Here is a 19463-nt window from a genome sequence, read left to right as displayed (position 1 = left end):
AAATAAAAAAACGACAGTAAGCATTGTAGCTTACCGTCGTTTTTATTTTAAAGCGCATAATTTTTAATTGCTTCAGCTACGCCGTTTTCAGCATTGGTGGCGGTAACTTCTTGAGCGACCGCTTTAATTTCTGGAATGGCGTTACCCATAGCAACTCCGGTGCCGGCGTATTCGATCATGCTAAGATCGTTACCGTTATCACCGATAGCCATGACCTCAGCTGCTGAGAAGTTGAGGTTTTTAGCTAAGTCACTTAAAGCGTTTCCCTTAGTTGCTTGTTGATTCATGATTTCGATGAAGTAAGTGGCGCTTTGAACCACTGAGAGATGTTCGCTCAAGCTAGCAGGTAGTTGGGGTTTTACTCGGCTAATAACTTCCGGAAAATCAACGTACATGGCTTTAGACATAACGATTTGATCGTTGAAGTCTTCGGGAGCCATGTATTCGACTGGTAACCGGACTAAGAAGCTTTCGGCAGTGGTGTAAGGACTAATCGCCTTGTTAACTGCATAAATTTTATCGGTAGTTTCAATTTGGTAGTGAACGTTTAACTTCCGTCCTAACATTTCGGTTTCTAAGAAGTCGTCAAAGGAAAGGGTGTGGTTAACGATTACTTTACCGTCTAAATTTTGGACCATGGCGCCGTTAAAAGTAATAGCGTATTGATCTGTTCCACTGATTCCTAATTGATCTAAATATGGTTGCACTCCACTTAATGGGCGTCCTGTACATAACACAACTTTAATGCCAGCCTGCTTAGCGGCCTTAATGGCATCAATGTTGGCCTGGGTTAGTTGGTTATTAGGGTCGAGTAAGGTACCATCGATATCGATGGCGATTAATTTGATGGACATTAATGAATCTCCTTTGGGTGAATTAATTGATCGTTTCGAATGTAGCGATTAAACTCATCGTACTCTGGTTGAAATAGATCGATATTATTAGATTTTTGTAGAATTTCTCTTGGAAAGAAGAAGCGATGATCTCCAGTAGATTTATCCGCGATAGCACTGACGATGGAACTAACTTCGGACAACTCTGTCAAGGTATGGTCCCGATTAATTAATTTGATTTCTTTATCGTTAGGACGGTAAGCATCATATGGAAGATCAAAACTGTCATCGGTAGCAGTATAGTAGTTAGGATTAAATCCGGCCTGCTCTACTAGGCTGCGCAAATGGGGCAGTAAATCTTCAGTCTCTTTACTATATTTTACCGACTTGAGCGGTTTACGATCAATAAATCTGGTAGCTAGATCGCTTAGATCGTCATCACCATGATTTTTCCAGTGAATAAAATAAGTGTTTAAAACCCCGTCATCTAATTGTAAGTAGTCATTTAATTCAAAATGTTGATTGAAAAATGGCAGTAACAAATAAGGAGTTTGAGGATCAGTAGTAGCTGGTTGTTTAAAGACTTCCGATGCTCGTAGCAAAAGCCGATTTAAGACTACTTCCATTGAACGTGAAACGGGATGGAAATACACTTGTTGATACATTTGGAAACGACTAACGATATAGTCCTCTACGGCGTGCATGCCACTCATCTCAAAACCAATTCCGTCGGTGATGGGTTGCATCACCTCTAAAATGCGGTTTAGATCAAAAGTGCCGTATTTAACGCCGGTAAAGTAAGCATCCCGAAGTAAATAATCCATGCGATCCGCGTCTAATTGACTGGAAATCATTGCTACTACTTGCTTGTTGGGATAGGTTTTCGCAATTACACTCGCCACTTGTTCAGGAAATTCAGGACTAACTTGGCGTAAAACCGCGTTAACCTCCGTTTGTGGAGAGGTAATAATTTCTTGGGTAATTTGCTCATGATTGGTATGAAAGATGTGTTCAAAGGTGTGAGAATAAGCTCCGTGACCAATATCGTGAAGTAATGCTGCGCACAAGGCGACTAATTCTTCCTTAGGATCCCAGAGGCCGTCACCTTCGGTTTGAGTTGCAAAGTTTCTGGCAAACCGATCACAAATTCGACGAGCGATTTCATAAACTCCTAATGAATGGGAGAAGCGGGAATGTTCAGCCCCATGAAAGGTAAATAGGGTAGTTCCTAGCTGATGAATTCGGCGTAACCGTTGAAATTCGGTGGTATTAATCAAATCCATAATAACCTGATACCGAACGTAAACATAGTTGTGGACTGGATCACGAAAGACTTTTTCGCGGTCTAGCATTTGGGAATGCAAGTCCATTAGGGTTCCTCCTTAATCAGTACTTGATTTCTGAGCTGCATTTGACGCAGGGCTTTTTGTTGATCTGCTAAGTACGCGGGACTATTGATGAATTCTTGACCTTGAGCTAATGGGGCAACGGGTTGTTGGCGTTTTAATTCTGTTAGGATCCGCTCTTTAGCTACGTTGATTGAACCTAATGCAGGGTTTAAATCGTTTAAAGTGGTCATTACACTAGGGTTAACCAGTGGAAATTGACCATCACTATAATCTGCATCTGCAACGTCATAAAATGATCTAATGGTTTGGCCCCTGGTTAGTTGATCGCCGTTGACCCCTAAGTACAACATCAACGAAATTGCGTTTTTGGTCCGGCGTTGAGCAATACCAGCGATCTTTTGGCCGTTTACGCTTAAATCATACGTGCCAGGACAGTAAGAGTCACTGATTTCAAACGCTTTGATGGTCAATTCCGGGAAACTATTTTGGATTAGCTGGGTCATGATTTCATAACCGGTATCCACGCTTAACGCCTGCTCCTCATGAAAAATCAAGGAAACGTTTAAAACTCCGGGGTCACTAACAACGGCGAGTCCGCCAGAATTTCGCAAAAAATATTGGTAACCATGGGCGGTTAAATCAGTTAGGCCAGCAGTTAAATTAGGAAGACGTTTATCGTTTAATCCTAAAATTACGGTTGGTGCTGAGGTGGTCCAAAAGTGAAGAAACCCCTGTGTGGTCTGACTAGCAGTATTTAGCAGGGTATTAGTATCTGCAAATGATAGTAATTGGTTAGCTGGTGAATAAACCGAATCTACTACCAACGTGGAACTTGAAACAGCCATAGTGAAAGCTCCTTCGTTAAAAATAGTTAACCTTATTATAGCAAAAAAATGATCTTTGAGTTACCACTGTTAAATAGGTGCGAGAATTTGCATTTGGGATTATAATAAATCAATAATGAAATAGAAAAGAAGGGATAAAATGGCCAATTTACGTGCGGGAGTTCCCGTTCAAATTCATTTGGAAACCATGATGAAAAATGCCGAGGACTCTAACAGTTTTGTGTTTGACTTAACTGGCCAATTAGTCCAAATCGGAGAAACTATTTATATTCGATACGTTGAACTAGGAGAAGAAGGCGAAGTTCCCGTTACCGTTAAAATTATGCCTAACGGAGATGTTCGTTTAACGCGGGCAGCCGGTAGTCGGCTACAATTATTATTTAGTCCCGGTAAACGAGTAACGGCCCATTATAAAACTCCGTATGGGTTGATGGATATTGATACGGTCACACCTAATATGGATATCGATATTTCGGATGGCCCGTTGCGGGGGAATTTAGCAATTGATTATTTGTTGTATGCCGGTGAAGAGTTATTAGGGAAATACAATATTCGATTGCAATTTACGATTTAATCGAGTATAGTTATCCCTAGACTGTTGAAAGGACGTGTACCAGTTTGGAATTAGAAGTCTTTGAAGGCCAAAATAAAAGTGAATTGTCGATGATTGAAGTTGCCCACGCGATTCTTGCAAAACATGGAGATACCATGCCATTTGCAGATTTAGCAAATGCGGTGCAGGAATATTTGGGAGATAGTAACAAAGAGATCAGAGAACGACTCGCTCAATTTTATACTGACCTAAACGTTGATGGCAGCTTCATCTCGCTGGGGGATAATACCTGGGGCTTAAGAACTTGGTACCCATACGATTCGATTGATGAAGCCACTGTCCACACGGATGATGACGATGAAGATCGGCCTAAGCGTAAGAAACGTCGTAAAGTTAATGCCTTCTTGGCAGATGCTTCTGACGACGATGACGTTATCGATTACGATGATGATGATCCAGAAGATCAAGACGAAGAATTTGTTGACGATGAAGGGGTAGCAGAAGATGGTTCTGCAGACCTTGGTAAGTACAGCAAAGATATGGAAGACGTCGATGATACCGATGCAAATGATGACGACGATCTACCAGATGGCATCGAAGGTGAATTAACTGATTTAGATGAATCTGAGTTAATTGGCGAAGATGACGATGATGACGCAGAAGACGGTACTGATGCGGATTTCGATTTTGATAATCGGGATGAATAAATTTTAACTTGACGTTAGTTCAAAAACCCTGTAGTATATCTTTTGGGCTCTTTGAGCAAGTTACGAGTTTTTAAACAGTTCCCTATTCAGATGAATAGGGAATTTTTTGTTGTTGTAGCACCCGAAATATTTAGAGGAGTGAAATTAATAATGACCAAATATATTTTTGTTACCGGTGGCGTTGTGTCTTCGTTAGGAAAAGGAATCGTGGCGGCATCTTTAGGCCGTTTGTTAAAGAATCGTGGCTTAAACGTTACTATTCAAAAATTTGATCCATATATTAATTTGGATCCCGGTACAATGAGTCCTTACCAACATGGTGAGGTATTTGTTACCGATGATGGTACCGAGACCGACTTGGATCTTGGCCATTATGAACGCTTCATTGACAACAACCTTAACCGTTACTCTAACGTAACGACTGGTAAAATTTATGATGAAGTTTTGAAAAAAGAACGGCACGGTGATTATTTAGGAGCTACTGTTCAAGTAATTCCCCATATCACTGGCATGATCAAAGAAAAAATCACTCGCGCAGCTAAAACTTTAAATGCCGATATCGTGATTACCGAAATCGGTGGTACGGTTGGGGATATTGAATCTCTACCATTCTTGGAAGCTATCCGACAAATGAGAACGGAATATGGTGAAGAAAATACTTTCTATATCCATACTACCTTGATCCCATACTTGCGGGCTGCTGGAGAAATGAAAACCAAGCCAACTCAACACAGTGTTAAAGAATTACGTGGCCTTGGAATCCAACCTAATATGTTAGTGGTTAGATCCGAAAAACCAGTAACGTTGGATATGAAGAAGAAAATTGCGTTGTTCTGTGACGTTACTCCAGACGCCGTAGTTGAATCTTTGGATGCCCCAACCCTTTACACTATTCCGCTTCGTTTACAAGAACAAGGAATGGACCAACAAGTATTGGACCACTTCCAAATTAACGCCCCTAAGGCTGATATGAGCGAATGGGAAAAATTAGAATACCACGTTCAACATCTACAAAAGAAGGTTAAAATATCTCTTGTTGGTAAGTACGTTGCCTTACAAGATGCTTATATTTCCGTTACCGAAGCATTGAAGGCTGCTGGTTACGTGGTAGATGCTGACATCGAACTTAACAAGGTTGATTCTGAAGAAATTACAGCAGATAACGTTAGCGAATTACTTGGCGATAGCGATGGTGTGATTGTACCAGGTGGTTTCGGTGATCGTGGGATTGAAGGTATGATTCAAGCTATTCGTTATGTTCGGGAAAATAACGTACCATTCTTGGGAATTTGTTTAGGAATGCAAATGGCTTCTGTTGAATTTGCTAGAAACGTTTTAGGTTACAAGGATGCTAACTCAACTGAAATGAACCCAACTACTAAGCACAACATTATTGATTTAATGGCTGATCAAGAAGACGTCCATGACTTAGGTGGAACTCAACGCTTGGGTGCTTACCCATGTGTCTTGGTTCCAGGTTCTAAAGCTGCTAAGGCTTATGATAACCAAACTGAAATTTCTGAACGTCACCGTCACCGTTATGAATTTAACAATGCTTATCGAAAAGAATTCGAAGCTAACGGAATGAATATTTCTGGTACTTCTCCAGATAACCACTTGGTAGAAGTAGTTGAAATTCCAACCAACGATTTCTTCGTAGCCGCACAATATCACCCAGAATTTATTTCTCGTCCTAACCGTCCTGAAGGCTTATTCCGTGATTTTGTTGCTGCTGCAGACAAACAACACGAAACTAAGTAGTCCTTAGTTGACATTAATATTAGATAAATATTACATTTTCACCTAATTTCTCACTTAGTGTTGTATTTTTAATGCTGTTTCTTTAATATATTTGATGATACAGTATATTGGACGAATGTAATAAAGTGAGGAAAGTTGTCGATGAATAAATTAATAGTTAAGGGTGGACACCGACTTTCCGGTGAAATAACAATTGGTGGTGCTAAAAATAGCACCGTTGCGCTAATTCCTGCTGCGATTTTGGCTGATACACCGGTTAGATTTGATTCGGTTCCCGATATTTTAGATGTCCATAATTTAATGGTCATTCTAGAATCCATGAACGTTAAATCAGATTTTACGGGAGACGTGTTAACCATCGATCCTACTAATATTGAAGAGGGGCCATTGCCAAGTAAGGCCATCAAAAGTTTACGAGCTTCATATTACTTTATGGGGGCGCTATTAGGACGCTTTCACCGGGCAGTAGTTACTTTTCCGGGTGGTGACAATATTGGTCCTCGACCAATTGATCAACATATTAAGGCGTTTCGGGCATTAGGTGCTGAAGTTACCGAAAAAGACGGAACGGTTACTATGAAAACTGGAGAAGACGGCCTTCATGGGGCTCAAATCTTCATGGACATGGTTTCTGTTGGGGCAACGATTAATGCCATTTTGGCTGCTGTTAAAGCTCCAGGAACTACTACTATTGGTAATGCTGCCAAAGAACCAGAAATCATTGATATTGCTACTTTCCTTAATAATATGGGGGCTAATATTCGTGGTGCCGGAACTGATGTTATCAGAATCGAAGGGGTAGATAAGCTAGTTGCTCAAAACACCCACACGATTATTCCGGACCGAATTGAAGCTGGTACTTATCTTTCATTGGCTGCGGCGGTTGGAGACGGAATTCGGATTAATAATATTATTCCGGAACATCTAGAATCCTTTACTGCTAAGTTAGAAGAAATGGGCTGTGATCTAACTATTTATGAAGACAGTGCCTTTGTAGGACCTTCCAAAGATCTTAAGCCGGTTTCAGTGAAAGTAATGCCGTTTCCTGGCTTTGCCACTGATTTACAGCAACCCATTACGCCATTATTATTTAAGGCTACTGGTAGAAGTACAATTATTGATACTATTTATCCACAACGGGTTAAACACATTGCTGAATTGCAACGGATGGGGGCTCGAATCTACTCTGAAGATATTGAAGAGGGATTGATTGTGGTGGATCCATCAACTAATTTACACGGTGCAGTTGTAGAAGCTGGAGAAATTAGAGCGGGTGCTGCGTTAGTAATCACCGGTCTGATGGCAGAAGGCACTACCGAAATTCGGCAAGCTGATAATATCCTGCGAGGATATGGTAGTATTATTGATAAGTTAAGGGCAATTGGCGCTGATGTTTCATTAGCGGCTGAAGAACCTAAGTTTTAACTTGTCAGCAGTTCAAACGTATGCTAAACTAATTAAGTTGACTAATCGATAATCTCTGGATCAACAAATGATTCAGGGCAAAGGAGCGATAATTATGAAACAAGGAATTCATCCAGATTACCACGAAGTTGTATTTCAAGATTCAAGTACTGGCGCTAAGTTTTTAGCTGGTTCTACTAAGCATTCTGACGAAACAACCGAATTTGAAGGTAAAACTTACCCATTGATTCGTGTTGAAATTTCATCAGACTCACATCCATTCTACACTGGTAAGCAAAAGTTTACTCAAGCCGACGGTGCAGTGGATCGTTTCAACAAGAAATACGGCCTCAAATAAGCAGACCATTTACGACTCTTCTTCGGAAGGGTCGTTTTTTTGTACTAAAAAACCAGTTAACTCTTGTTAACTGGTTTTTATTAATGACTTTTACGAAGTTCCTTAGTTTCTTTGGAAACTAACAATAAGTTAATTAATACTAGAACGGATGTAGAGATGAATACTCCCGAATAATTAAACTGAGTAGAAACTAGCGATCCAATAATAGGGCCAACAACGTTTCCTAGTGATTGAAAGGCCTGATTCCAACTAAAAATCCGACCGGTAACTTCAGGAGGTGTATTTTTAGCTAAAATGGCTTGAACAGCAGGTAACATAGCGGCGTCTGCGATTCCCATAATGAAGCGTAATCCAATTAACTGCCAAACATTAGTAACAAATGCCATTGGGATATAAACTACTACGGCTAAGCAAAAGCCAGCCATTAACACTCTTTCGGTGCCGATTCGATCACCGAGTCCTCCTAATTTAGGAGCCGCTACTAATGTAGCAATACCTGGAATCGAAGCAACTATTCCGGCAAAGAAGGTGGCTTGCAAACTTCCATGCATAATTTGCCGGACATACAGTGAGAGAATAGGCGAAATAGAGTTATTAGAGGCTTGAATGATCATAGTGGTAATGAACATCCCAAAGACTAACTTAGGAGCCTTTAGATCAGCAATTACTCCCTTGGTATCTAACATTTCTGTTTTTTTCACTGGAGTAAATTTTTCATGAACAAAGAAAAGGGTTAAAATAAAGACGGAAAGTAAGATGGCACCGGTGATGAAGAAGGTAACTCGGTAAGTAAAAATAGAAGCCAACGTTCCTCCTAAAAGGGGTCCTAATAAAGTCCCGGATACCACACCGGTAGTAAGCGTTCCTAATGCTTGCCCACTCTTTTCTTTAGGTACTTGAGTAGCAATTAAGGCGTTGGCATTACTAATGTAACCGGAGAACACCCCTTGAATCAAACGAGCGATGATTAACTGCCAAACGTTGGTAACTAATCCCATGGAGGCAAAAACAAACGCCATCCCAAGTGATGCCCGTAATAACATGGCCTTTCTACCAGTTCGATCAGCTAGTTGCCCCCAAAGTGGTGATGCAATTGCTGAAACTAAGTAGGTAGCAGAAAAGGCTAACCCACTATATAAACTAAGTTGGGCATGGGTGAAGTTCCCTAAAGAATCAACGTAAAGTGATAAAAACGGCATTACTTCACTAAACCCAATTCCGGTCATAAAAGTTCCAAACCAGAGGATAAATAAATTTTTGCGCCAGCTATTCGGCGCGGGTGATGAATCAGTTGTCAAAATGTAAACCTTCCTTACTTAAAATATTGGTATTGAGAAATCAAAGGAGAAGTATATGGCTCAAAAATCTAAGATTAAGACCGTCCTTAAAGCCAGCCTAATTGCCATAATCACGATTGTGGCGTTGCTGTTAATATTTAACCGTCAAGTTAGTTATTGGCTTATTAAAAGCTATCAACCTGAAATTACTCGTGACAAGGTTGCTAAAGCGCAACCGAAAAAAGCAGATTATAATTTCAGTAAGGTAAAAAGTCTGGGTGTTCAACAGGTAGTTAAAGCTCGCTCACAGCCTAACAAAGTACAGATAGCCGGCCAAATTTTAATTCCACAAATTGGCTTGCATTTACCAATCGAATTAGGGGTATCTAATGATACCTTAGCGTTAGCTGCAGGAACTATGAGAGCGGATCAAAAGATGGGAACTGGAAATTATCCATTAGCAGGCCACCACATGGTTGATTCTAATATTTTATTTGGGCCGTTATATACTAAAGCGCAAGCCGGTCAATTAATCTATCTCACTAATATGAAAACAGTTTATGAATATCGAATCTATAAACGCCAATTCATTGCAGCAACTGACGTAGACGTGATTAATCAAACCCAACGTCCAATTATTACGTTAATAACCTGTGATGCCACTGGTGCCGGCAGGCTAATGATACGTGGTAGATATTTGAAGAGCTATTCGCTTAATCAAGCTGAGCCCAAAATAAAACGAGCCTTGAACGGGCCCGTTAATAGTTAGTTAAAGTTGATTTTGGCGTTTAATAGCGTCTAACCAAGCTGGAAGGGTTTCAGCTAACTGACGGTACGTCCGATCAAAACGATGGTCATACCAAGGGTCCGGAATCTCGTCCCCTTGTTTGGTCGGTAAAATATCATAGCAAAGATGAATTTTATCACGATCGTCAGCAGGAGCCATCCGTTCGAGATTGTGTTTGTTGGAAGCATCCATGGTTAAAATTAAATCTGCAGATTCAAAATCAGCGGTAGTAATGGGCCGAGAAATTAAGTGCGAACCATCAATTCCGTGACGCTTCAGTTCAGCTTGAGCGCCGGGATGAGCGTGATTGCCCTCCTCTTCGCTACTGGTACCAGCTGAATCTACTATGATTTGATCACTTAAATTTTCGTCGGCTACTAGTTTAGTAAACATTGCTTCGGCCATTGGTGACCGGCAAATATTACCTAAACAAACAAAAAGTACTTTTACCATAATTAATCAATCCTCGAAAAATATTAATTAGATTATACTACCAGTAATCTGGTGGAAACGCAAATTAATGAAATTAAGATTTTGGCTTTTTGTTGAACACATTTAATGTGATTAAGTGTACAATTAGAGTTACGAGACTACGAAGAACGGAGGAGAATTAATGCCGGGGAGTTTTGTTTTTATTAATACGAACCCAATTAGTAACATGGTTTTATCAATGGGCGTTACCACTGCTGATTATGTGAATGGCTTAGAACAGTTGCCAGAAAATATTGTTTTATTACAAGACAATGAAAACGCTGCTAACGGTTATAATTCTCATTCCCGTTTTAATTTGGTGAGTGGGGCTAACGAGGTAAGACATTATCTCTTATCCAAGTCTAGCGACCCTAAAAAATTTATTGATTTTAATGATATTGATGGGTTAAATAGTTTAATGGCGCCGGAAATCGCGGAGCTATTATATTTAACTCATATGGGCACCCCGATGAACCGGCCGTTTTCTTCCAAGCTATTGAATCAATATATTTATTTGGAGCAAGCAGACGGGACGGTTCGATCTTATTATCGTAGATTTTCAGCATTTAATCATGTGCTAGAGATCAGTATTAAGCGTAATTTGCGGGATAGTCATAATTCTCGTCGGGTCTTTTTACGACCATTAGCAATTAAGGACATTGATCGACCAATTCTATTAGATTTAATTACTAAGGGTAATGATGGTTTGTTTATTTTATTCGATGCTTTAAATGAAAGACGCAAGGTTTATCGCATTCCATTGTTGGCTCCTAAGAATCCAGATCAAGCAGCCATGATCTTACGTACTCAGTCAATTGCAGAAAACGCTGAAATCATTGGCAATTTAATGTATAATATTCAAACATCGCAATGGGATCTAGAATGGACCTAAGCAATTAAGCGATTAATTCATAAATTTACTAAGCTATTGGAGCGATTTAAAAATGAAAATGGCAGTCTCAGAAATTGCCAAAGCAATTAATGCGGATGAAACTTATCTAAATGAAGAACAGTTAGCAGTAGAAGTGACCGGTACTAATTTCGACAGCCGAAATATTGAAGCTGGCGACTTGTTTGTTCCTTTACAGGGAGCTCATGATGGTCACGATTACATAGCTAGTGCAATTGCAAATGGCGCTAATGCTACTTTGTGGAGCAAAGAACGGGTTGATTTTCGCCCTCAAGATTTGCCGGTCTTAGTAGTTGATGATCCTTTGGCGGCTTATCAAAAATTAAGCCAATACTATCTAACTAAAATCAACCCACGAGTAGTGGCAGTTACTGGTAGTAACGGGAAAACTACTACTAAGGATATGATTGCGGCTATTTTAAGTCAGGATTTTAACGTTACTAAAACCTATGACAATTTTAATAACGAAATCGGAGTGCCTTACACTATTTTACAAATGGAAGCTAATACTGAATTCTTAGTGATCGAACTAGGAATGGATCGACCAGGTCAGTTAGACTTCTTAAGTAAGTTAGTTCAACCTGATGTAGCGGTGATTACCATGATTGGTGAAGCTCATATCGAATTCTTTGGGACTAGGGATAAAATTACCGATGCTAAGATGGAAATTACCCATGGCTTAAAGGAGGATGGCTTCTTTGTTTATAATGGTGATGAACCATTACTACGTGAACGAGCTACCACTTTAGATATGGAACAACGGACCTTTGGCCGCCAAGCTAGCGATGATCTTTATGCTACGGAGGTAGCTGACGGACGTTTTGAAACCTCCTTTAAGGTTAATGACGATCCAACGATCGATTTTAAAATTCCGTTAATTGGAGATTACAACGTCGATAATGCGCTGGCAGCTATTGAAGTGGGGAATATTTTCCAAATTCCAGATCAAGTAATTCAAGGAGCTTTGGAACATTTTGCGATCACTAAAAACCGGACAGAATGGCTATCTGGTAATAAAGGTGAAGCAATTTTATCCGATGTATATAATTCTAATCCTACTGCGGCTAAAGAAGTCCTCGCTGCCTTTAGTAAAACTAATACAGAAGGCCGACACATTGTTGTCTTGGGAGACATGTTAGAGCTAGGTGCGCAGTCTGTCCAAATGCATGCCGATTTGGCAGCTGATTTAGATCCTAACCAAATCGACACTGTTTATTTGATTGGATCAGATATGGCGGCATTACGGGATCGCTTGTTAACTAAGTATGAACCACAAAATGTTCACTATTATACTGCTGATCAGTTAGAACAACTCAGTTCTGATTTACAAGCCGATGTAACGGCTCAAGATGAAGTTATGCTGAAGGCTAGTCACGGTCTTCACTTAGAAAAAGTAGTGGCTGATTTAACTAATTAGATATGAAGAAAAAGGAAATCCATAAGAATTGGATTTCCTTTTTTTGATTGGTAGCGGTGCCACAAAAGGATTAAGGATTTATTTAAGCAATCATGGTTGCCTAATGGTATTTAAAGTAGTAAACTAGACAAGTTATTTCGTAATTAATAATTATCTGATCAAGTAGTCAACGAAGCATGGCGGACGGATTTTTCGTTAGTTGGCTATGGAATCACTGATTGTTTCATATATAGGAGGAAACATTTTTGAAGTTTAGCGAATTAGGATTATCAGATAGCATTTTATCAGCTATCGAAGCTAGTGGTTTTGAAGAAGCCACTCCGATTCAAGCGGAAACTATTCCGTTGGTATTAAAAGGCCAAGACGTCATTGGCCAAGCCCAAACCGGTACCGGTAAAACGGCCGCTTTTGGTCTACCAATTTTACAACAAATTGACTTAAACGATCCCCATGTACAAGCGTTGGTTATCTCACCAACTCGGGAATTGGCAATTCAAACGCAAGAAGAACTTTACCGGTTAGGTAAGGATGAACATGCAAAGGTTCAAGTAGTTTATGGTGGGGCCGACATTCGTCGTCAGATTAACTCATTGAAGAACAAGCCCCAAATTGTGGTAGGAACTCCTGGCCGAATTTTAGACCATATTCACCGCAAGACATTACGGCTTGATCACTTGAAGTTCTTGGTATTAGATGAAGCTGACGAAATGCTTAATATGGGCTTTTTAGAAGACATCGAATCCATCATCAAAGAAACTCCTGAAGAAGGCCGGCAAACTTTGCTCTTCTCAGCAACTATGCCTCCTGAAATCAAGCGGGTTGGAGTTCAATTCATGAAGGACCCAACTCACGTTAAGATTAAGGCTAAGGAATTAACTACTGACTTAATCGATCAATACTATGTTCGAGTTAAAGAATACGAAAAGTTTGATACTATGACTCGCTTCTTTGACGTTCAAGAACCAGAAGTAACTATCGTCTTTGGCCGGACTAAGCGCCGGGTTGATGAAGTTTCTAAGGGACTTGAAATGCGTGGCTACAAGGCTGCCGGCTTGCACGGTGACTTGACTCAATCACGTCGGACTCAAATTATGCGCGAATTCAAGCAAGGTAAGATTGATATCTTAGTTGCTACTGATGTGGCTGCTCGAGGAATTGATATTTCTGGAGTTACCCATGTTTATAACTACGATATTCCTCAAGATCCAGAAAGTTATGTTCACCGGGTGGGTCGTACTGGCCGTGCCGGTCAACACGGGGTGTCAGTTACTTTTGCTACCCCTAACGAAATGGATTACTTGCGTGAAATCGAAAAGCTTACCAAGGTGCGGATGTTACCATTGAAGCCACCTTCGGATGCTGAAGCCTTTGAAGGCCAATTGACTGCTGCTGAAAGTGAAATTGGGGACTTAATTAAGCACACCAACACTGAAAAGTATGCTGATATGGCTAACAAGTTGCTATCAGAATATGAAGCTACTGACTTGGTAGCTGCATTGTTAAATGAAACCACTCGTGACAATGTGAAGGTTAAAATTACCCCAGAACGTCCACTTCCTCGTCGTCATGGCAAGGGTGGCGGTCGCAACAGCCGTAATGGTGGTGGCCGTGGTGGTAACCGTCATTATGATCGTAACCGTAACGGTGGTCGTGGTGGCAACCGTAACGGCGGAGGCCGCGGCGGTAATGGTGGCGGTCGTAACCGTGATCGCGATAGAGATCGTGACCGTCGTCGTAACAATAAAGATAATCATGGTAAAGACGGTAATAAACGTCGTTTTACTATCAAAAATGGTGACTAGTACACCCAAAAAAACTGAAGTCTATTGACTTCAGTTTTTTTGTGGAAATAATTAGTAATTGCCTTAGAAGTAGTCTCAGTCGATGCATAAAATTAAAATCTATGGTATTATATAGGCTAACACTTTTAGAGTTCGAGGAAAAAACTATGATTGTAGGAATTGGAGTAGACCTAACTGAAATAAACAGAATTGCAACTTTAATTGATCAACATCCGAATTTTTTGACAAAGGTGCTAACCATTGAGGAGTTAGCTGAATATCATGAGCGTCAAGGAATTCATCAGTTGGAATTTGTGGCAGGTCGTTTTTCAGCAAAGGAATCTTATACCAAAGCTTACGGGACTGGAATCGGATCAGCAGTTAGCTTCGCCGATATTTGCATTTTAAATAATGAAAAGGGCCAACCAGAGTTCAAATATCAACCATTTGCTGGTAACGCCTTTATTTCGATTTCACATACCAAAGAGCTAGTCATGACCGAAGTCATATTAGAACGGGAAGGACGATAATATTATGGCAGTGGGTAATCATCGTTTCGCTCAGTTGGTAATTGATCAACAAGCAATTTACGAAAATATAAAAAACGCTAAGCACAATTTGCCAGCGGGAGACGAATTATTTATGACCGTTAAGGCTAACGGTTATGGGCATGGAGCCGTTCAAGTGGCACAAGTAGCCAAGAGAGCTGGAGCAGACGGATTTTGTGTTTCTATTATTGATGAGGCATTAGAATTACGACGTGGTGGAATTGCTAAATCTCCTATTTTAGTATTGGGAATTGGGGATGCTATCGACGCTAAAGTAGCAGCTGACAATAACATTTCTTTAACAGCAGCGTCTAGTGACTGGCTAGAAAAGGCAGCTGAAGTACTGGAGTTGTATCCAGTAACCAATAAAGTTAAAATTCATTTGGCCTTAGACACCGGAATGGGGCGAATTGGTTTTCAAACAGCTGAAGAGTTACAAGAAGCCATTGCTGTTTTAGAGCATCATACTAATGTAATGGAATGGGAAGGATTGTTTACCCATTTTGCAACTGCTGATGATCCTAACACTGAATATTTTGAGCTTCAAAAAAGTCGGTTTACGGAAATGATGAAGGTCGTTAAGCAACGTCCTAAGTATGTGCACATTGCTAATTCTGCTACTAGTTTGTGGCATGACTTTAGCGGTAGTAACATGGTGCGTTTAGGGGCGGCTGGCTATGGCTTGAATCCTTCCGGAGACGTTATTCCTACCACTCCTTATCCTTTAAAACCAGCTATGAGTTTTGTTTCTCAGTTAGTATATACTAAGCAAATTGCTGCTGGGCGTTCTGTAGGTTATGGAGCTACTTATACAGCTAAGCAAGCCGAATGGATTGGGACCATTCCGGTGGGATACGCCGATGGAGTCCCTAGAAAGCTACAGGGCTTTCATGTCCTAATTGATGGTCATGAGTGTGAAATTGTTGGCCGGGTATGTATGGACCAGATGATGGTGCGCCTACCATATAAAATGGTTCCGGGGACCAAAGTGGTATTAATGGGCGAATCTAACGATAAAAAAATTACGGCTGAAGATATTGCCGAATATATTGATACCATTGGTTATGACGTCATTTGTGGTTTTAGTTCGCGTTTGGCTCATAGATATGTTTAGTGCATCTTAATCAAAAAAATGATATATTATTCATGAGATACACTACTGAATAATGGGGGATTTCAAAAATGAACGACGAACAGAATCAGCGTATGTTCGCTGTTATGGTTAGTCAAGAAACCATCAACCGAGTCGCTCGATTTTATCAACAATTCGATTTTCTACGGCCAACAGTAGATTTTATTACTTATCGTTATGGAAGTGATCCAGAAGTGATTAAGTCACTGGTGGATGGTTATGAAGAAATGGCTAATTTAAATCAAGAAATTACCGCTGAGTTCACGTGCTCAGAAGAAGACGCCGAGTTAGTTTTAACTAAGCGGCGCACAAAACTACTTAAGTTTCTGAGATAATGAATCCTAAAGTGGCATTAGGAGGTGAATTAATGAGTTCCAGTGTTTTTAAACGGGGTGACGTTTTCTATGCCGATCTTTCACCAGTGGTGGGATCGGAACAGGGGGGAATGCGTCCGGTTTTGATTATTCAAAATGATGTCGGTAATCACTACAGTCCTACTGTGATTGTAGCGGCAGTTACTGCTAGGATTACTAAGCCTAAAATGCCCACCCATGTAGGGGTTTCTACTAAAGATGGGGTTGAACGTGATTCGGTAATTCTTTTGGAACAGATACGAACTATTGATAAGCAGCGCTTACGAGATAGAGTGGCTCATTTAGATGATAAAGTTATGAAACGGGTAGATAAAGCCCTTAAAATTAGTTTAGGAATTAATGACACCGTTGCCAGTGCGCAACGTACATAAATAAAAAAGAAGTGACCGCATCGCGGTCACTTCTTTTTTATTGACTATTGATTTTCTGATCTTAAGTTTTCTACTTCGGGAACTTTGAATTCTTTTCGTTCCAATGCCGCGATAATTCGGTTAACCCGATCTTGATCAACACTAGATGGTAAGGTGAACATAATTCGGTTAAGTAGTTCGCCATCCTGGGCATCTAAGGTGATTACACTAGCGATAGCGGTGTACTTGGTAATGATTTTAGTAATATCTTCTAAATCTCCTCGAGCGCCGTTAGAGGTAACAGTCAGAACGTAACTTCCAATGTTAACGTTCCAAGACTGAGACAACATGTCTAGCAAACGAGTGTGGGTTAGAATACCGTAAAAGTTGTTTTGTTCATCTAATACAGCGATGTATGGCAAATCTTTAATGGAGAAGAAAACGTGGAAGAATGCTGAGTTAACGTTAATAAACTTAGTGGCGTTTTTAAGCAAGGTGGTAACTGGTAATTGCATATCGCCACCATTAGCTTTGTGCCGGTAGATGTGCATCTTGTAAATGTTACCCCGGAAAATTGTTCCGGTTTCATCTAAGATAGGAACACACCGGTAGTCAGAGTCTTCCAACACTTTCAATGCTTCTTCCAAGGTGACACTTTCGGTAACGGTGGTGAGACGATCCTTAGGCTTGATTAAGCTTTTTAAAATCATAACAATTCCTCCAATCAGTGATTTGTTCAGTTCTCCCTTATAATACCATATCCAATAGGATGTTAACGAGTTTGAATTTAGCTTTTTGATGGAGAAAATAAATATTTATTGAAAATACTTAATAAGTGATTCACAGCACAAAAAAACGACCGGAATAAATTCCGATCGTTTAGAAAAGATGCTTACATGTTAGCTAAGCCATCAGCAGTAGTCTTTTTCAAGGTTTCGGCTGAAGCTTGCATCTTCTTAGCTTCGTCAGCACTCAATGGTACTTCAAGTACTTGAGCAACACCAGAAGCGTTGATTACGGCAGGAGTACCAATGTATATATCATCCAAACCATATTCACCGTTCAATGGTGCGCCAACAGGCAATACGGCGTTTTCGTCGTTCAAAATTGCCTTAGTAATACGCATCAAGCAAGTACCGATACCGTAGAAAGTAGCACCTTTACGGTTGATGATTTCGTAAGCTTTGTTACGAGTGTCATCTTCGATCTTAAGCAAGTCATCCATTGAAAGACCAGCTTTTTCAGCCAATGAGATCAATGGTACTGAACCAACAGTTGCAGCGTTCAATGCGGCAAATTCTGAATCCCCGTGTTCGCCCATGATGTAAGCGTTGATGTCGCGAGGGTCAATACCTAACTTCTTACCTAAAGCAACTTGTAAACGGCTAGTGTCCAATGAAGTACCACTACCGAATACACGTTCCTTAGGGAAGCCAGAGAATTTTTGTGCAGCATAAGTCAAAATATCAACTGGGTTAGCTGCTACCACGATGATACCATCAAAGCCAGAGTCAACGATTGGCTTGATGATTGATTGCATAATCTTCAAGTTCTTGTTAACTAAGTCAAGACGAGTTTCACCTGGTTTTTGTGGGGCGCCGGCAGTAATAACAACTACGTCAGCGTCTGAACAATCATCGTAGTCACCAGAGTAAATGTTCTTTGGAGAAGTGAAAACTTGGGCATCTTCCAAGTCCAATGCGTCCCCTTCAGTACGTTCCTTGACAACATCGATAATAACAAATTCTTCTGCGATTCCTTGTTGCATCATTGCAAAGGCAAATGATGAACCAACGGCACCGTCACCAACTAGGGCGACTTTTTGACGACCTAAAGCCATAATAAAATCCATCCTTTCACTTGTTAAGTATTTTGATACCTTTGTCATTATAACATGAAAGAATGGTAGCTGGAATTAGGTGAAGTCAATTTAGTGAAATAATCTGGGCTATGCTATAATGAGACGATAAAAATTTAAGCTAATTAGCTGAACGCAAAGCCGTTCGGCTGTTTGTGTTAGCGATGGGAGTAATTAATAATGAAAATGATCGTGGGTCTTGGAAATATTGGACCACAATATACTAAAACGCGTCATAATACTGGTTTTATGACGGTAGAGGCATTTGCCAATGAACATGGAATTTTGCTGAATAATCGAAAAATGGAGGCAAAATTTGGTATCGGAGTAGTTGATGGGCATAAAGTGATTGTAGTAGAACCTACTACATTTATGAACGAATCTGGTAGAGCTGTGCATCCACTAATGGAATATTATGATGTGGCAGTAGAAGACGTAATTATCGTTCACGATGATATGGACTTGCCGTTGGGAAAGATTCGTTTCAGAGATAAGGGTTCAGCTGGTGGTCATAATGGTATTAAGAGCATTATTGAACACTTAGGCACCAAAGAATTTGCCCGGTTAAAGGTGGGAATTGAGCACCCTAAACAAGTTAGCGTAGTAGATTATGTATTAGGTAAATTCACCGCTGATCAGACCCCGCTATTGAATCAAGCTATTGATAAAGCTGAAGCGGGATTATTGGATTGGGTAAACGGAATGTCGATTAGGGATTTAGAAAATAAGTACAACTAGGAGGCCAATT

21 protein-coding genes are annotated in these 19463 nt (G+C 40.3%); 14 read left to right on the top strand and 7 right to left on the bottom strand.

Annotated elements, in window-relative coordinates:
* Positions 1 to 47: 47 nt before the first annotated feature.
* From yidA to FC56_RS00155, 3 genes are read right to left on the bottom strand one after another with little or no spacing between them, the layout of a single operon-like run.
* Positions 48 to 854 carry a sugar-phosphatase gene (gene yidA / locus FC56_RS00165; RefSeq protein ID WP_054671738.1) on the bottom strand — a complete coding sequence of 269 codons (807 nt, stop codon included), beginning with the start codon at positions 852 to 854 and terminating at the stop codon, positions 48 to 50.
* Entirely contained in the window at positions 854 to 2203 is a 1350-nt protein-coding gene (locus FC56_RS00160; RefSeq protein ID WP_056977146.1) for an HD domain-containing protein, read from the bottom strand. The genes yidA and FC56_RS00160 overlap by 1 nt, the downstream gene beginning before the upstream one ends.
* Positions 2203 to 3027 carry a lipoate--protein ligase family protein gene (locus tag FC56_RS00155; protein ID WP_056977144.1) on the bottom strand — a complete coding sequence of 275 codons (825 nt, stop codon included), beginning with the start codon at positions 3025 to 3027 and terminating at the stop codon, positions 2203 to 2205. Before FC56_RS00155 ends, FC56_RS00160 begins: the two co-directional genes overlap by 1 nt.
* Before the next feature lie 139 nt (positions 3028 to 3166).
* Here FC56_RS00155 and FC56_RS00150 point away from each other — a divergent pair, with 139 nt between their 5' ends.
* The 5 genes from FC56_RS00150 (at position 3167) to FC56_RS00130 (ending at position 7810) form a co-directional block, all read left to right on the top strand.
* Positions 3167 to 3601: a YwiB family protein gene (locus tag FC56_RS00150; RefSeq protein ID WP_056977142.1), complete on the top strand. Its 435-nt coding sequence runs from the start codon at positions 3167 to 3169 to the stop codon at positions 3599 to 3601.
* A 44-nt stretch (positions 3602 to 3645) separates the two neighbouring features.
* A complete protein-coding gene (gene rpoE, locus FC56_RS00145; protein WP_056977140.1) occupies positions 3646 to 4287 on the top strand; it encodes a DNA-directed RNA polymerase subunit delta in 642 nt (213 codons plus the stop codon).
* Between the two features lie 150 nt (positions 4288 to 4437).
* Positions 4438 to 6048: a CTP synthase gene (locus FC56_RS00140; protein WP_056977137.1), complete on the top strand. Its 1611-nt coding sequence runs from the start codon at positions 4438 to 4440 to the stop codon at positions 6046 to 6048.
* Between the two features lie 141 nt (positions 6049 to 6189).
* A complete protein-coding gene (locus FC56_RS00135; RefSeq protein ID WP_056977135.1) occupies positions 6190 to 7473 on the top strand; it encodes a UDP-N-acetylglucosamine 1-carboxyvinyltransferase in 1284 nt (427 codons plus the stop codon).
* Between the two features lie 94 nt (positions 7474 to 7567).
* Positions 7568 to 7810, top strand: coding sequence for a type B 50S ribosomal protein L31 (locus FC56_RS00130; protein ID WP_054671745.1), 243 nt, complete (start codon positions 7568 to 7570; stop codon positions 7808 to 7810).
* Positions 7811 to 7890: 80 nt separating this feature from the next.
* Here the strand turns inward: FC56_RS00130 and FC56_RS00125 are convergent, their stop codons facing one another.
* Positions 7891 to 9108, bottom strand: a complete 1218-nt coding sequence (locus FC56_RS00125) for a multidrug efflux MFS transporter (protein ID WP_056977133.1) — start codon at positions 9106 to 9108, stop codon at positions 7891 to 7893.
* 55 nt (positions 9109 to 9163) lie between these two features.
* Between FC56_RS00125 and FC56_RS00120 the strand changes: the two genes are divergently transcribed.
* Positions 9164 to 9856 carry a class A sortase gene (locus tag FC56_RS00120; protein ID WP_056977131.1) on the top strand — a complete coding sequence of 231 codons (693 nt, stop codon included), beginning with the start codon at positions 9164 to 9166 and terminating at the stop codon, positions 9854 to 9856.
* Here FC56_RS00120 and FC56_RS00115 read toward each other — a convergent pair whose 3' ends face one another.
* Positions 9857 to 10327 carry a low molecular weight protein-tyrosine-phosphatase gene (locus FC56_RS00115; RefSeq protein ID WP_056977129.1) on the bottom strand — a complete coding sequence of 157 codons (471 nt, stop codon included), beginning with the start codon at positions 10325 to 10327 and terminating at the stop codon, positions 9857 to 9859.
* Between the two features lie 160 nt (positions 10328 to 10487).
* Here FC56_RS00115 and FC56_RS00110 point away from each other — a divergent pair, with 160 nt between their 5' ends.
* From FC56_RS00110 to FC56_RS00080, 7 genes are all read left to right on the top strand, one after another.
* The gene (locus FC56_RS00110) at positions 10488 to 11237 is read left to right on the top strand and encodes a hypothetical protein (RefSeq protein ID WP_054671757.1); all 750 of its coding nucleotides are present in this window, start codon (positions 10488 to 10490) and stop codon (positions 11235 to 11237) included.
* 52 nt (positions 11238 to 11289) lie between these two features.
* The gene (locus FC56_RS00105; RefSeq protein WP_056977127.1) at positions 11290 to 12672 is read left to right on the top strand and encodes a UDP-N-acetylmuramoyl-tripeptide--D-alanyl-D-alanine ligase; all 1383 of its coding nucleotides are present in this window, start codon (positions 11290 to 11292) and stop codon (positions 12670 to 12672) included.
* Between the two features lie 245 nt (positions 12673 to 12917).
* On the top strand, positions 12918 to 14474 hold the full coding sequence (gene cshA / locus FC56_RS00100; RefSeq protein ID WP_056977125.1) for a degradosome RNA helicase CshA: 1557 nt from the start codon (positions 12918 to 12920) through the stop codon (positions 14472 to 14474).
* 146 nt (positions 14475 to 14620) lie between these two features.
* Complete coding sequence (acpS, locus tag FC56_RS00095) at positions 14621 to 14983, top strand: holo-ACP synthase (protein ID WP_054671763.1); 363 nt, start codon at positions 14621 to 14623, stop codon at positions 14981 to 14983.
* Positions 14984 to 14987: 4 nt separating this feature from the next.
* Positions 14988 to 16115, top strand: a complete 1128-nt coding sequence (gene alr / locus FC56_RS00090) for an alanine racemase (protein ID WP_056977122.1) — start codon at positions 14988 to 14990, stop codon at positions 16113 to 16115.
* 68 nt (positions 16116 to 16183) lie between these two features.
* A complete protein-coding gene (locus FC56_RS00085) occupies positions 16184 to 16468 on the top strand; it encodes a hypothetical protein (protein WP_054671766.1) in 285 nt (94 codons plus the stop codon).
* Positions 16469 to 16500: 32 nt separating this feature from the next.
* Positions 16501 to 16878, top strand: coding sequence for a type II toxin-antitoxin system PemK/MazF family toxin (locus tag FC56_RS00080; RefSeq protein ID WP_056977120.1), 378 nt, complete (start codon positions 16501 to 16503; stop codon positions 16876 to 16878).
* A 44-nt stretch (positions 16879 to 16922) separates the two neighbouring features.
* On the opposite strand, the gene cbpA is transcribed toward FC56_RS00080, so the two are convergent.
* Together cbpA and FC56_RS00070 are read right to left on the bottom strand one after the other, a co-directional pair.
* A complete protein-coding gene (cbpA, locus tag FC56_RS00075; protein WP_054671769.1) occupies positions 16923 to 17567 on the bottom strand; it encodes a cyclic di-AMP binding protein CbpA in 645 nt (214 codons plus the stop codon).
* Positions 17568 to 17749: 182 nt separating this feature from the next.
* A complete protein-coding gene (locus FC56_RS00070) occupies positions 17750 to 18697 on the bottom strand; it encodes an L-lactate dehydrogenase (protein WP_056977118.1) in 948 nt (315 codons plus the stop codon).
* Between the two features lie 198 nt (positions 18698 to 18895).
* Between FC56_RS00070 and pth the strand changes: the two genes are divergently transcribed.
* The gene (gene pth, locus FC56_RS00065) at positions 18896 to 19453 is read left to right on the top strand and encodes an aminoacyl-tRNA hydrolase (RefSeq protein ID WP_056977116.1); all 558 of its coding nucleotides are present in this window, start codon (positions 18896 to 18898) and stop codon (positions 19451 to 19453) included.
* Positions 19454 to 19463 lie beyond the last annotated feature (10 nt).

Origin of the sequence: Lentilactobacillus senioris DSM 24302 = JCM 17472, from assembly GCF_001436555.1 — a bacterium.
Taxonomy (GTDB): Bacteria; Bacillota; Bacilli; order Lactobacillales; family Lactobacillaceae; genus Lentilactobacillus; species Lentilactobacillus senioris.
This window is presented reverse-complemented; position numbering and strand designations above follow the sequence as displayed.

Coding starts and splice junctions, on each gene's coding strand:
- yidA (WP_054671738.1), bottom strand. CDS start 854: ATGTCCATCAAATTAATCGCCATCGATATCGATGGTACCTTACTCGAC.
- FC56_RS00160 (WP_056977146.1), bottom strand. CDS start 2,203: ATGGACTTGCATTCCCAAATGCTAGACCGCGAAAAAGTCTTTCGTGAT.
- FC56_RS00155 (WP_056977144.1), bottom strand. CDS start 3,027: ATGGCTGTTTCAAGTTCCACGTTGGTAGTAGATTCGGTTTATTCACCA.
- FC56_RS00150 (WP_056977142.1), top strand. CDS start 3,167: ATGGCCAATTTACGTGCGGGAGTTCCCGTTCAAATTCATTTGGAAACC.
- FC56_RS00140 (WP_056977137.1), top strand. CDS start 4,438: ATGACCAAATATATTTTTGTTACCGGTGGCGTTGTGTCTTCGTTAGGA.
- FC56_RS00135 (WP_056977135.1), top strand. CDS start 6,190: ATGAATAAATTAATAGTTAAGGGTGGACACCGACTTTCCGGTGAAATA.
- FC56_RS00130 (WP_054671745.1), top strand. CDS start 7,568: ATGAAACAAGGAATTCATCCAGATTACCACGAAGTTGTATTTCAAGAT.
- FC56_RS00120 (WP_056977131.1), top strand. CDS start 9,164: ATGGCTCAAAAATCTAAGATTAAGACCGTCCTTAAAGCCAGCCTAATT.
- FC56_RS00115 (WP_056977129.1), bottom strand. CDS start 10,327: ATGGTAAAAGTACTTTTTGTTTGTTTAGGTAATATTTGCCGGTCACCA.
- FC56_RS00110 (WP_054671757.1), top strand. CDS start 10,488: ATGCCGGGGAGTTTTGTTTTTATTAATACGAACCCAATTAGTAACATG.
- FC56_RS00105 (WP_056977127.1), top strand. CDS start 11,290: ATGAAAATGGCAGTCTCAGAAATTGCCAAAGCAATTAATGCGGATGAA.
- acpS (WP_054671763.1), top strand. CDS start 14,621: ATGATTGTAGGAATTGGAGTAGACCTAACTGAAATAAACAGAATTGCA.
- alr (WP_056977122.1), top strand. CDS start 14,988: ATGGCAGTGGGTAATCATCGTTTCGCTCAGTTGGTAATTGATCAACAA.
- FC56_RS00085 (WP_054671766.1), top strand. CDS start 16,184: ATGAACGACGAACAGAATCAGCGTATGTTCGCTGTTATGGTTAGTCAA.
- FC56_RS00080 (WP_056977120.1), top strand. CDS start 16,501: ATGAGTTCCAGTGTTTTTAAACGGGGTGACGTTTTCTATGCCGATCTT.
- cbpA (WP_054671769.1), bottom strand. CDS start 17,567: ATGATTTTAAAAAGCTTAATCAAGCCTAAGGATCGTCTCACCACCGTT.
- FC56_RS00070 (WP_056977118.1), bottom strand. CDS start 18,697: ATGGCTTTAGGTCGTCAAAAAGTCGCCCTAGTTGGTGACGGTGCCGTT.
- pth (WP_056977116.1), top strand. CDS start 18,896: ATGAAAATGATCGTGGGTCTTGGAAATATTGGACCACAATATACTAAA.